This is a genomic window from Actinoplanes sp. CA-252034, from assembly GCF_050956125.1.
Classification (GTDB): Bacteria; Actinomycetota; Actinomycetes; order Mycobacteriales; family Micromonosporaceae; genus Actinoplanes.
Genome location: NZ_CP191846.1, coordinates 7,525,051 through 7,537,886 on the forward strand (window position 1 = coordinate 7,525,051; position 12,836 = coordinate 7,537,886).

Consider the following 12,836-nt stretch of genomic DNA (forward strand, 5'->3'; position numbering starts at 1 on the left):
CGGTCAGGATGGTCGGTGGTCGAGGATGCGGCCGATGTCGGTGACCGCGGGCAGGCGGACGGTGAACATGGTGCCCAGCCCCGGCTTGCTGGTGGCGGTGACGTCGCCGCCCTGGTCAGCGATGATGCGGCGGACGATGGTCAGGCCCAGGCCGGAACCGCCGGTGGCGCGTTGCCGCGCCGGGTCGGCGCGCCAGAACCGGTCGAAGACACGGGCCACCTCGTCGGCGTTCATACCGACGCCGGTGTCACGGACGGTGAGGACTGCGTCCGGCCCGTCCCGGCTGACCGTCAGCTCGACGCGGCCGCCCGCGTCGGTGTAGCGGATCGCGTTGCTCATCAGGTTGCCGACCACCTGACGCAGCCGGTCCGGGTCGGCGCACACCTCCACCGGCTCGGGCGCGTCGACCACCACGTCGATGCCGGCGTTACCGGCGACCACGCGATGCGCCGTGGCGGCCATCTCGGTCAGCTCGGACAGGTCGAACGGGACCGGGTCGTAGCCGAGCTCCCCCGCCTCGGCCAGCGCGAGGACCTGCAGGTCGTCGAGGATGCGCCGCTGCAGCAGGGTCTCCTCGTGCAGGGACGCGAACAACTCCGTCGACGGCTCGATCACCCCGTCGGCCAGGCCCTCCAGGTAGCCGCGCAGGTTCGACAACGGCGTACGCAACTCGTGGGCGACGTCGGCGACCAGCCGCCGCTGGCGCTCCTCGCTGCGCTGCAGGGCCTCGGCCATCGCGTTGAACGCGCCGGACAGGCGGGCCAGCTCGTCCTGGCCGCGGGTCGGCACGCGCACGTCCAGCCGGCCGGCGGCCAGCTGCAGGGAGGCGCCGGTGAGCAGCCGCACCGGCCGGCTCACCCGCCGGGCGATGGCGGCGGTGCCGACGGCGGCGAGCAGCAGCAGCGCGGCCACCCCGAGCAGCGCGGGCTGCTGCAGCACGTCCAGGTCCTGATCCTGCCGGGCGCCGAAGAAGATCTCCACGGGTACGACCGACGGGCTCGCCACCGCCTGCTGGAACCCGATCATCAGGCACTTGTCGTAGCCGGACCCGGTGATCGCGCAGTCACCGAGCCGGGACCACGCCTCGTTCTGCCACGTCGTGTCCCGGAAGACCACGGCGATGGCGTCGCGCACACATTCCGGCTCGGCCCGGAGACGCTCGTCGTCGAGATACGGTGGCCGGTCCGTGGTCAACGACGCCGACCAGCCACCGGTCTCGGCCATGCACCGGACCGCGATCAGCGCCGCACGGTACTGCGCGGCCTGGGCCATGGCCCGTGCCGACGGCTCACCCCGGGCGGCGGCCGGACCGAACAGGTCGTCCGGCAGGTCGGGGGCGGTCCGGACCACGTACGGCCGCGTCTCGCGCACGTCCTTACCGGAGGCCGTCAGTTTCGCCTGGAGCGCGGCGCCCTCGGTCTGCGCGGCGATCTGGATCGCCGCGTCCAGGGCCGGGACCGGGTCGACGTTGCTGGGCAGCAGCTGCACCGGCCCGGCCGCCCGGTCCTCCATGTTGTCGGAGTCGGTGAGCACGTCGCCGTCGCGGGTCTCCACCCGGATGTGCAGCCCGGTCCGGTCGGACAGCTCGCCGACCACCGTGTCGATGCCACCCCACTGGCCGTTGAGCACGCCGAACAGCCGGATCGCATCGACGATCTCGGCCTCGTGCCGGTCGCGGGCCTCGGCGACCCGGGCCGCCTCGCGGGAGGCCAGGCTCAGCGTGAGCCAGGCGGTCGCGCCGATCGCCGAGCCGGCGACGACCAGCACGAGCAGGAAGATCCGCAGTCGGAAGCTCACGGCTCGGCGATCCGGTAGCCGCGCCCGTAGACGGTCTGCACATACCGCGGCTCGGCCGGGTTGACCTCGATCTTGCGGCGCAGGTTGACGACGTGCGCGTCGACGGTGCGCTCGGACACCTCGTTCTCGAAGCCGAACGTCTTGTCCAGGATCTGACCGCGGGTGAACACCCGGCCCGGCTCGCGCGCGAGCAGCTCCAGGATGCCGAACTCCTTGGCCGTCAGCCGCACGGGGGCGCCGTTCACCCGTACCTCGAATCGGGGTGCGTCGACCTCGAGCTCGCCCACCCGCAGGATCTCGGAGGCCTCGTTGCCGCGCGCGCGGCGCAGCAGCGCGCGGATGCGGGCGGTGAGCTCGCGCGGGCTGACCGGCTTGCTCAGGTAGTCGTCGGCGCCGATGTCCAGGCCCAGGAGCATGTCGTTCTCCGCGGACCGGGCGGTGACCAGCAGGATCGCGACGTTGGCGAGGGCGGCGTCGGAGTCGGCGCGAAGGATGCGGCAGACGTCGAGGCCGTCGACCTCCGGCATCATCCAGTCCAGGACGAGCAGGTCGGGGCGGCGGGCCCGGGTCTGCTCCAGGGCGGCCCGGCCGTCACCCACAGTCAGCACCTGATGCCCCTCACGCTCCAGGTAGAGGCGGATCAGCTGGGCATGCTTGGGATCGTCGTCGGCTACGAGGATGCGGGCGGTCACGGCTCGAATTCTGACCCAGCCTGTCCAGGCCGACCAACAATGCGAGAAACCTATGAAGATCAGGTCCCGGATTCGTGCCGCGCACATTCTCGGCAGCTTCCGCACAGGTTCTTCACAGGTCGGAGCCTACGGTCGCCTTCTTGAATCGTTGAGGAGGATCTTTCGATGTGTGGCCTGAGCGCTTTTGTCAGCAGCCGCCCCGACCCGGGGCCGCTGGACGCCACGTTCCGCGAGGCCTTCGCCGCCGCCCTGGCGACCCTGCACCACCGTGGACCGGACGACACCCAGATCGAGTTCGGCGACGGATTCGCGTTCGGCTTCAAGCGCCTCGCGATCATCGACCGGGAGCACTCGGTTCAGCCGCTGCACTACGGCGACCGGTGGACCGTCGTCTTCAACGGTGAGATCTACAACTACCGGGAGCTGCGGACCGAGCTGATCCAGCAGCACAACGCGGTCTTCGCCACCGAGGGTGACAGCGAGGTGCTGGCCGCGGCGTTCCACTACTGGGGCGAGGCGGCCCTGCCCCGGCTGCGCGGCATGTTCGCGTTCGTGGCCTACGACCACCGCACCGGCACGCTGCACGCGGCCCGTGACGCCTTCGGCATCAAGCCGCTCTACATGCTGGAGACCGCCGACGGGCTGTTCCTGGGCAGCGAGCGCAAGGCCCTCGACCCGTTCGCGGCCCCGGCCGGCGCGGCGCTGGAGACCGAGTCGCTCGCGCACTACCTGACCTTCCAGTTCGTGCCCGACCCGATGAGCCTGCACCGGCACATCCGCCGGCTGCCGCCGGGTCACCGGATCATCTGGACGCCGGGTGGCGGCATCCGCATGCACCGCTGGTTCCGGCCGTCGCTGCGCCCGCTGCGGGTCGAGCCGGAGGACGCGTACTCCCGGATCCGGGAGGCGCTGACCGACAGCGTCCGCGCGCACATGCACGCTCACGTGCCCGTCGGGACGTTCCTGTCCAGCGGCGTCGACTCCTCCGCGATCGCGGCGCTGGCCGTCCGGGAGAAGCCGGACCTGCACGCGTTCACCGCCGGGTTCGCCGCCCAGGGCTACTCGGAGATCGAGATCGCCCAGGACACCGCCGACCAGCTCAACATCCGGCTCACCCCGACGGTCGTCTCCGACGAGGACGTGCTGACCCACCTGCCGCGGATCATCCAGCTGCTCGACGACCCGATCGCCGACCCGTCGCTGATCCCGCTGTTCTTCCTGGCACGTACGGCGTCGCAGTTCGTCACCGTGGTGCTGTCCGGTGAGGGCTCCGACGAGCTCTTCGGCGGCTACACCATCTACCGTGAGCCGCTGTCGCTGGACCGCGTCGACCGGCTGCCCCCGGGCATGAAGCGCGGGCTGAAGCACCTGGCCGAGGTGCTGCCCGAGGGAGTGCGGGGCCGGTCGTTCCTGGAGCGCGGCACCACCCCGATCGAGCAGCGCTACTACGGCAACGCGCGGATCTTCGACCCGGACGAGAAGGCCCGGGTCATGCGGTTCACGTCGCAGCCGCACACGGCGATCACCGCCCACCTGTATGCGGAGACCGCCGACGTCGACCACGTCGCGTCGATGCAGTATGTGGACCTGCACACCTGGCTGCCCGGTGACATCCTGGTCAAGGCCGACCGCATGTCGATGGCGCACAGCCTGGAGCTGCGGGTGCCGTTCCTCGACCAGCAGGTGTATGCGGCGGCCGCCGGCCTGCCCACCGACCTGAAACTGCCGCCCGGCGTCACCACCACCAAGCACGCGCTGCGTGAGGCGATGAAGGGCATCGTGCCCGAGTCGGTGCGCTCGGCCAAGAAGCTGGGCTTCCCGACCCCGACCCGGCTGTGGCTGCGCGGCCAGATCGGCGACTGGGTCGACCACCTGCTCTCCACCTCGCAAGCCGGCGACCTGATCGACCTGGAGTATGTGCGCGGCCTGCTCGCCGAGCACCGCGCCGGGGGCGCCGACCGGTCCCGCAAGGTGTGGACCGTCGCGATGTTCTGCCTGTGGCACGCCATCGCCGTGGAGAAGTCGATCATCGTCGACAACCCGTTGCCGGCGCGTCTGCCTGCTCCGCGCCAGGAGCCGGGCCTGTCGCACGTCTTCGGCTGACCCCCGTGACCCGGTGCGGCGGCTCCCAACCCGGACCGCCATCCGGTGTCACGTCGCACCGGGTCACGGTTTGCCCATGGACCGGCCCGGCAGCGGGGAGCTAACGGCCGCGCAGCCCTCCCCGTTGCCGGGTCCAGACCCGGCGCCGGGGGTACTCCCCCGGATACCCGGACATTCCCGGGCTCCGGGGCGCCTTCCGAGCGCATCGGGTGTGTTCCCCGGATGTCCGGAATGCTTCCCGGCTCCGGGGCGCCTCCCCGCGCGGGGGTGTTCCCCGGCGGCAGGCCTGGGTCCCCGCTTCTCCCGGCCACCGGTGTTCCCTCCTGGTGCCCGGCCGCCCGGAATACTTCCCGGATGCCCGAGAGCATCCCAGCGACGTTCAAACTCGGTTCTGCGGTCATCACAGGTCTCTCCTTCGTGATCTTCAAGCAATCCGAAGGATCTGCGGTGGCCGCCTCGCTCATTCCGGAAAATCCAGGTCGTACGCCACTTCGGTGGACGCAACCCCGGCGGCCCGGTGCCGCCGCCCGGAAGCCCGTGAGCATTCCCCGATTCCGGGGTGCCTTTCCGCGCGCGGGAGTGGATCCCGGGCGGCTAACCTACTTGCCCGCACCCGACATACCTCCCCGGCCGCCGGTGTTCCCTCCCGGCGCCCGCCGCCCGGAATACTTCCCGGACCCCCGCGACGCTTCCCCGATCCCGGGGCGCCTCCCCCGCGCGCGGGAGTGGATCCCCAGGCGGCCAACCTGCTTGCCCCCACCCGACATACCTCCCAGCCGCCGGTGTTCCCTCCCGGCGGCCGAATGCTTCCTCAGGTGTCTGGCACGCTCCCCGACGGCCGGGATGATTCCTCGCCGCCGGATGTATCCGCTGGTGCCCGGGTGCCGAGGCCGCCAACCGCCGTACCGCGCCCGCCGCCCTCCACCCGCCGACTATTCGACCGCCGCTTGCCGCCCGCCGCACGGCGCGCGCCGCTCGGCGCCTGCCTCCTCCCTCCCCGCCGCCTGCACCTCGGCGCCCGGACGCCTGCCTCCTGCTGTCTGGGCGTTCGCCCAGCGGGCGAACGGCGGCGGCCGATCCGGCATGATCGCGGTGTGACCGTTCTGGAGCAGGCCATGATCGACGCGGCTGCTGATCCGCGGTCGGCCGCCTGGGACGTCGTCTGGCACGAGACGATCGACCAGGGCGACGCGGTGATGGGCAGCGAGAAGCTGTTGCCGTGGCTCGCGGCGACCTGTGCCGGGTTTCCCGTCGCCGAACGGGAGAAGGCTCTCGTCCTGGCCGGACTGATCGCCGTCGACACCGTGGAGCGTGACCGGGAACGGTATGCGGCGGAGATCGCGGCGCTGCGGAGCCTGACCGTCGAGAACCTGACGGCGGGCGCTTCCGACGAGCGCATGTTCGTGTATCTGCAGCAGGCCGTCCTCGGGTTCGACGGCGACGACGTCTGGGGCCGGCAGCTCGACCTGATCAACGACGGTGAGACGGCGGTCGAGTGTCCGTCGTGCGAGGCGGAGTTGCTGCTGTCGCTGGACCCGGCCGACTCCGAGATCGAGCCGGATCTGCCGGGGCCACTCGCGGCCCGTCTGCACGCCGAAGCGGTGGCGGGCGGTTTCCCCGAGGTGGCGTCCACGGTCGGCCTGCTGTTCGGCCGGGGTTCCTGCCCAGAGTGCGGTGCCGGCTTCCAGGTCGCCGATCGGGTCGCGGCGTGAGCACCGGCGAACCCGGCCGCGGTGCGGAGTCACCGACCGACATCACCGTGGGCGCGGGCGCTGAGTGGTGGCGGGGGTTGCAGCGGTCCGCGGAGGCACGGGAACCGACGGATGCCTGGCTTCAACCGCGGGTGGCTCTCCACTGGGAGGCCGTTGACCTGCCGATCCACGGGCCGGTGGCAAAGCTCGGCGGGCAGCCGCACTGGTTGGGCGAGCCGTTCTGGCCGGTCTCGGTGACCTTCGGGACGCCGATGGTGTTCATCGGGCAGTTCCCGCTCCCGACACTGGCGATGCATGCGGCAACGGGAACGCCCGAGACAACCACACCGGCAACGGAACAGGCGATGGCGGCCGAGAGCGCCCCGTGGACTGCGACGGGGCAGGTTCCGGCAGCCGCGCAGGGTCCGGTGACCGTGCAGAAGACCGCGACAGGACAGACCCCGGCAACCCCGCAGGAGAGCACGACGGGGGCGGGGACGGCGATGGCGTATCTGTTCATCGCTGACGACCCCGACGGCACCGGACTGACGATGGAACCGGAGGAGGGCGACAATCTGCTGCTCGTGCAGCCGGATGGCCGGGTTCCGGGATTCGTTCGAGGACTGCCTCTGCGGACCGGGCCGTCGTTGTGGCGGCGGGGTGAGCGGTGGACCGATCGGGTGCCGGTTGAGTTGCGGGTGACCGCGACGGGATCGGTGGACGAGGACTGGTTCAGTTGGGCCGGTGGGCGGCCCCGCGGGTGGCAGTCGGACTTCGTCGAGCTGCTCGACGGACGGTGGCGGTTCTTCTTTCAGATCGACGGGGCCGAGGGCATCGGCGGGGACGCCTATGCGCTGAACTTCGGGGGCGGGACGGGATATGCGTTCCTGAGCGCGGACGAGCGGGAGGGCCGGTTCTTCTGGGACTGCGTCTGACGGGACCGCGAGCTGACCGCACCGCGAGCCAACCGCACCGCTAGCCAACCGCACCGCTACCAACCGCACCGTGGGCTGACCGCACCGCGGCGGAGTGGTCGGGCGTGGTGCAATGGGGGCGGCCGGCTGGGCAAGATCGGTCACGAGCCCCGTGGTCCGCCTCTGGTGGACGGTCGTGGTCTCCGCCCCGGTGTAACACCGACGTGGAGATGGATGACGTCCCGCCGCTATCTGCGGGATCCTGCCCGGTCGGCGATGAGTTTCGGGGCCGGCGGCGGTCTTCACTCTCATGGGGGACACTGCGGTTCGGTTCACGGTCGGGGTGGCGGTCACTCGCGCCGACATTCCGGCGTTGTGTGCCCGTCTGGCCGATCTGCTGCGCGGAAAGGGCGGTGGCCTCGTCGACTGTGACGTCGGCGCCATCCGCGAACCGGACGTGGCGGTGGTCGAGGCGGTGGCCCGGCTGCGGCTCACGGCCCGGCGGCACGGCCGGCACCTGGTGGTCACCGGCGCGGGACCGGATTTGGTGCTGCTGTTCAGCCTGCTCGGCCTCACCGACCTGCTGACGCCCGTCAGCCCCGGCCTCGACGCATCCGGCCCCGGCATGCCCGGCTGCTGACACGCCCGGAGCCGGGCGAGGCCGGAAGCGGACCAGAGCCCGCGCGGCGCGCCCGGCGGTGCTTCGCCAGGGCGAGCACCTGGGCTTGGAGAGGGCCGGATCGAGTTCTGGGACCATGCGCGCCCGCCAGGCCCACCGCGCAGAAGCCAAGACCCGGCACACCCGCCGCAACCGGCGCGGGCAAGCCAGGGCGCGGGCACGGCCGCAGGGACCGGCAAGGAGGGGCCGGGCCCGGCGGGGGCGGTCAGGGGAGGTCGTTCGGGGGCAGGTGGAGGGGCAGGCCGAACAGGGGGAACAGGCGGGCGGTGTCGAGGAAGTTGTTGACGGCGGCGATACGGCCGTCGACGATCTCCAGGACGATCAGGGCCCAGGCGTCGTGGCCGTCGCCGATGGGGGCGGCGCGGTACTGGCCGAAGGCGGGCAGGCCGCTGGCCACGACCGGGATCAGGCGGGAGCCTTCGCAGCCGCTGCCGGTGCCGGACATCCAGGCGCTGATGTCAGCATGACCGCGTAGCCACAGGGCCAGCGGCGGCATCGACAGGGTGGCGTCCTCGTGCAGGAGTGTGGTGAGGGCGCGCAGGTCGTACGCCTCGAAGGCTTTGACATAGCGGGCGAGAAGCTCGCGCTGCTCGGCATCGAGGGGCCGGAAGGTGTCGCCGGCCGAAGGCGTGGCGGCCGCGAGGGTGGCCCGGGCGCGTTGCAGGGCGCTGTTGACGCTGGCCACCGACGTGTCGAGCAGGTCGGCGACCTCCTGTGCCGACCAGGCCAGCACCTCGCGCAGGATCAGCACCGCCCGCTGCCGGGGAGGCAGGTGTTGCAGGGCGGCGACGAACGCGAGGCGGATCGATTCGCGTTCGGCGATGAGGTTGGCCGGGTCGGAGCCTTCGGGGAGGATGCGCTCGTCGGGGACCGGGCCGACCCAGATCTTCTCGGGGTGCACGGCGCCGGGGTCGGTGGCGTGGCCGGAGCCGGCGGGGCCGAGGTCCATCGGCCGGATCCGCCGCTGTGCGCTGTCGACCATGTTGAGGCACACGTTCGTGGCGATCCGGTAGATCCACGAGCGTAGCGACGAGCGGCCCTCGAAACTGTCGTGGGCGCGCCACGCCCGGATCATGGTCTCCTGGACGGCGTCCTCGGCCTCGAAGGCCGAGCCGAGCATCCGGTAGCAGTAGCCGGTCAACTCGGCCCGGAAGCGTTCCAGCTGCGCCTCGATGGGTGGGTCTGTCACCGCGTCACTCACGCGCCCGAACCTATCGCGATTCTTTTCGCACGGCAGCGATGAGTTTCCGGTACGGGCCGGGTCTACCCGATGTAAGCAACGATGAAGATCATCTCCAGGGAGCAACGATGAGCTACGCCGAGGTCAACGGGATCAACCTGTACTACGAGACGCACGGGACCGGCCGGCCGCTGGTCCTGCTGCACGGCGGTCTCGGATCGGGTGAGATGTTCGGCGCGTCGCTGGCCGCGTTCGCCGAGAGACACCAGGTCATCCTGCCGGATCTGCAGGGGCACGGGCGGACCGCGGACATCGACCGGCCGCTGGACTTCGCGGTGATGGCCGACGACGTGGCGGCGCTCATCGACCACCTGGGCCTGGAGAAGCCGGACGTCGTCGGGTTCTCCCTCGGCGGCGGGATCGGCCTGCACCTGGCGATCCGGCACCCGGAGAAGGTCGGCCGGCTGGTGTCGGCGTCGGCCGGGATCCGCCGGGACGCCACCTATCAGGAGATCCTCGACCAGCAGGGGCAGGTGACCGGCGCGGCCGCCGAGTTCATGAAGGAGACCCCGATGTACGAGCTGTACCAGCGGGTGGCGCCGCGGCCGGAGGACTTCCCGCGTCTGCTGGACAAGATCGGCGCGGCGATGCAGCACGATTTCGATCTGACCGAGGAGGTACGGGGTCTGCGCGTACCGACGCTGATCATGGGCGCCGACGCCGACATGGTCCCGCCGAGCCACTTCGTGGAGATCTTCGCCCTGCTCGACGGCGGACAGCGGGACGGCGGCTGGACGGGTGACGGCCGGCCCAAGGGTGGGCACGCGCTGGCGATCCTGCCGGGCACCACCCACTACGACATCATCGACTCGCCGTTGTTCGCCACGACCGCGCTGGCCTTCCTGGAGACGTAGTCGCGCAGGTGCTGGGCGGTCAGGGTCTCGGATTTCGCGACCAGCTCGGTGGGGGTGCCGGTGAAGACGACGCGGCCGCCGTCGTGCCCGGCGCCCGGCCCCAGGTCGATGATCCAGTCGGCGTGGGCCATGACGGCAAGGTGGTGTTCGATGACGATGACCGTGTTGCCGGTGTCGACGAGACGGTCGAGCAGGGCCAGCAGCTGGTCGACGTCGGCCAGGTGCAGGCCGCTGGTGGGCTCGTCGAGCAGGTAGGTGGCCACGCCGCTGCCCATGTGGACGGCCAGTTTGAGGCGCTGCCGCTCGCCGCCGGACAGGGTGTTGAGCGGCTGCCCGAGGGTGATGTAGCCGAGCCCGACGGCGTTGAGGCGTTCCAGGATCGCGCGGGCCGCCTTCTCGGTGAAGAAGTCGAGGGCCTCGCTGACCGGCATGGCCAGGACCTCGCTGATGTCGCGGCCGCGCAGCTTGTACTCCAGCACCCGGGCGGTGAAGCGTTTGCCCTCGCACTCCTCGCAGACACCGGCGACACCGGCCATCATCGCGAGGTCGACGTAGACCAGGCCGATGCCTTTGCAGTTCGGGCAGGCGCCCTCGGAGTTGGCGCTGAACAGGGCGGCCTTGACGCCGTTGGCTTTGGCGAAGGCGGCACGGACGGCGTCGAGCAGCCCGGTGTACGTGGCCGGGTTGCTGCGCCGGGAGCCACGGATCGCGGACTGGTCGACGACGATGACGCCGTCACGCTGCGGCAGTGACCCGTAGATCAGCGAGCTCTTGCCGGACCCGGCGACACCGGTGACGACCGTGAGCACACCGGTCGGGATGTCGACCGAGACGTCACGCAGGTTGTGGGTGGACGCGTCCTTGACGGCGATGTGCCCGGTGTGCGGCCGTGTCGAGTCCTTCAGAGCGACCCGGTGCCCCAGGCAGCGGCCGGTCAGCGTGTCCGAGGCGCGCAGCTCGGGGACGCTGCCCTCGAACTGGATGCGGCCGCCGGCCGGCCCGGCGCCGGGTCCGATGTCGACCACGTGGTCGGCGATGGCGATCGTCTCCGGCTTGTGCTCGACGACCAGTACCGTGTTGCCCTTGTCACGCAGGCGTTGCAGCAGCCCGTTCATCCGCCGGATGTCGTGCGGGTGCAGCCCGACGGTGGGCTCGTCGAAGACGTACGTGATGTCGGTGAGGCTCGATCCGAGGTGCCGGACCATCTTGACCCGCTGCGCCTCACCGCCGGACAGGGTGGCCGACTCCCGGTCCAGCGACAGGTAGCCGAGCCCGATCTCCACGAGCGAGTCCAGGGTCTGCCGCAGGTTGCTCACGACCGGCCCGACCGACGGTGCCGTGACCCCGGCGAGGAACTCGGCCAGATCACTGACCTGCATGGCCGAGCACTCGGCGATGTTGCGGCCGTCGATTCGTGACGCGAGCACGGACGGTTTCAGCCGGGCACCGCGACAGTCGGGGCAGGAGGCGAAGGTGGCCGCCCGGTCGATGAACGCCCGGATGTGGGGCTGCACCGACTCACGTTCCTTCGTCAGGTACATCCGCTGCACCTTGACCACGAGTCCCTCGTACGTCGTGTTGATGCCGTTGACCTTGATCTTGATCGACGGTTTGTAGAGGAAGTCGTCGAGCTCGGCCTCGGTGAAGTCGCGCACCGGTTTGTCCGGGTCGAACAGTCCCGACTCGGCGAACCCGCGCACGTACCAGCCGTCGACGCTGAAGTTCGGGACCGTGATCGCACCCTCGTTGATCGACCTGGACCGGTCGACGAGCTGGTCCAGGTCGAGGCTGGACACCTTGCCGAGGCCCTCACAGTTCGGGCACATGCCCTCGGCGTTGAACGAGTAGGCCAGCGCGCTGCCGGCGCTCGGCGACCCGAGACGACTGAAAATGATCCGGAGCATGGTGTACGCGTCGGTGGCCGTCCCCAGTGTGGACCGGGCATTGGCGCCCATCCGCTCCTGGTCGACGACGATCGCGGCGCTCAGATTGTGCAGCGCGTCCACGTCCGGGCGGGCCGGGCTGCCCATGAACGACTGGAGGAACGCCGAATACGTCTCGTTGATCATCCGCTGCGACTCGGCGGCGATGGTGCCGAACACCAGCGACGACTTACCGGAGCCGGAGACTCCGGTGAAGACGGTCAGGCGCCGTTTCGGGATGTCGAGCGAGATGTCGTGCAGATTGTTCTCCCGGGCCCCGCGGACCTGGATGACATCGTGGCTGTCTGCGATGTGAGTCACGAACAGACAGTAGCCACGATTGCGGCCAGTTACCGACCGCTATCCCGCCCGGCGCCGGGCCCGTCGGGCCGCCAACTCGTCGTTCTCATCCGGGGCGGCAGCGGCGCCGACCGGCTGCGGACCCGCGGCGGGCTCGGACGGCAGGTGCGACAGCGAACCCTGGATCTCCTTGAACGCCCCGCCGATCGCGATGCCGAACACACCCTGGCCGCCCTGCAACAGGTCGACGACCTCCTCCGGGGACCGGCACTCATACACCGTCGTCCCGTCGGAGATCAGCGTGATCTCGGCCAGATCGTCCACCCCGCGCGAGCGCAGCGTCTCGATCGCCCGCCGAATGTTCTGCAACGACACCCCGGCGTCCAGCAGGCGCTTGACCACCTTGAGCACCACGAGGTCGCGGAACGAGTAGAGCCGCTGGGTGCCGGAGCCCGACGCGTCGCGCACACTCGGGACCACCAGCGTGGTCCGCGCCCAATAGTCGAGCTGCCGATAACTGATCCCGACAGCCTGACACGCGGTCACCCCGCGATATCCGACCTCGCCGTCCTCGCCGACGAGTGGGCCTTCAAGAGGTTGCTCGTGCACGCGACTACCTCCCCCGCGCCCATGATCGAAACTAG

The 12,836-nt window shown here is 70.6% G+C and carries 10 protein-coding genes; 5 read left to right on the forward strand and 5 right to left on the reverse strand.

Annotated elements, in window-relative coordinates:
• Positions 1-3 precede the first annotated feature (3 nt).
• Entirely contained in the window at positions 4-1,797 is a 1,794-nt protein-coding gene (locus ACQPZW_RS34210; RefSeq protein WP_433790148.1) for a sensor histidine kinase, read from the reverse strand.
• Positions 1,794-2,498, reverse strand: coding sequence for a response regulator transcription factor (locus ACQPZW_RS34215; RefSeq protein WP_433797694.1), 705 nt, complete (start codon positions 2,496-2,498; stop codon positions 1,794-1,796). The genes ACQPZW_RS34210 and ACQPZW_RS34215 overlap by 4 nt, the downstream gene beginning before the upstream one ends.
• A gap of 156 nt (positions 2,499-2,654) precedes the next feature.
• Between ACQPZW_RS34215 and asnB the strand changes: the two genes are divergently transcribed.
• From asnB to ACQPZW_RS34235, 4 genes are all read left to right on the forward strand, one after another.
• A complete protein-coding gene (asnB, locus tag ACQPZW_RS34220; protein WP_433790149.1) occupies positions 2,655-4,592 on the forward strand; it encodes an asparagine synthase (glutamine-hydrolyzing) in 1,938 nt (645 codons plus the stop codon).
• A 1,094-nt stretch (positions 4,593-5,686) separates the two neighbouring features.
• Positions 5,687-6,304 carry a hypothetical protein gene (locus ACQPZW_RS34225; RefSeq protein WP_433790150.1) on the forward strand — a complete coding sequence of 206 codons (618 nt, stop codon included), beginning with the start codon at positions 5,687-5,689 and terminating at the stop codon, positions 6,302-6,304.
• Between the two features lie 176 nt (positions 6,305-6,480).
• Positions 6,481-7,218: a hypothetical protein gene (locus tag ACQPZW_RS34230; protein WP_433790151.1), complete on the forward strand. Its 738-nt coding sequence runs from the start codon at positions 6,481-6,483 to the stop codon at positions 7,216-7,218.
• 322 nt (positions 7,219-7,540) lie between these two features.
• Positions 7,541-7,837: an STAS domain-containing protein gene (locus ACQPZW_RS34235; RefSeq protein WP_433790152.1), complete on the forward strand. Its 297-nt coding sequence runs from the start codon at positions 7,541-7,543 to the stop codon at positions 7,835-7,837.
• A 244-nt stretch (positions 7,838-8,081) separates the two neighbouring features.
• Here the strand turns inward: ACQPZW_RS34235 and ACQPZW_RS34240 are convergent, their stop codons facing one another.
• Positions 8,082-9,077: a sigma-70 family RNA polymerase sigma factor gene (locus tag ACQPZW_RS34240; protein ID WP_433790153.1), complete on the reverse strand. Its 996-nt coding sequence runs from the start codon at positions 9,075-9,077 to the stop codon at positions 8,082-8,084.
• A 107-nt stretch (positions 9,078-9,184) separates the two neighbouring features.
• On the opposite strand from ACQPZW_RS34240, the gene ACQPZW_RS34245 reads away from it, so the two are divergent.
• Positions 9,185-9,970: an alpha/beta fold hydrolase gene (locus ACQPZW_RS34245; RefSeq protein WP_433790154.1), complete on the forward strand. Its 786-nt coding sequence runs from the start codon at positions 9,185-9,187 to the stop codon at positions 9,968-9,970.
• On the opposite strand, the gene ACQPZW_RS34250 is transcribed toward ACQPZW_RS34245, so the two are convergent.
• Both ACQPZW_RS34250 and ACQPZW_RS34255 read right to left on the reverse strand, forming a co-directional pair.
• Positions 9,910-12,213 (reverse strand): ATP-binding cassette domain-containing protein, encoded by a 2,304-nt coding sequence (locus ACQPZW_RS34250; protein ID WP_433790155.1) that lies wholly within the window; start codon positions 12,211-12,213, stop codon positions 9,910-9,912. The two genes, ACQPZW_RS34245 and ACQPZW_RS34250, sit on opposite strands and share 61 nt — an antisense overlap.
• A gap of 39 nt (positions 12,214-12,252) precedes the next feature.
• The gene (locus ACQPZW_RS34255; RefSeq protein ID WP_433790156.1) at positions 12,253-12,801 is read right to left on the reverse strand and encodes a MerR family transcriptional regulator; all 549 of its coding nucleotides are present in this window, start codon (positions 12,799-12,801) and stop codon (positions 12,253-12,255) included.
• Positions 12,802-12,836: the final 35 nt, after the last annotated feature.

Excerpts from the sequence above, each read along its gene's own strand:
- asnB (WP_433790149.1), top strand. The coding sequence starts at position 2,655 with ATGTGTGGCCTGAGCGCTTTTGTCAGCAGCCGCCCCGACCCGGGGCCG.
- ACQPZW_RS34245 (WP_433790154.1), top strand. The coding sequence starts at position 9,185 with ATGAGCTACGCCGAGGTCAACGGGATCAACCTGTACTACGAGACGCAC.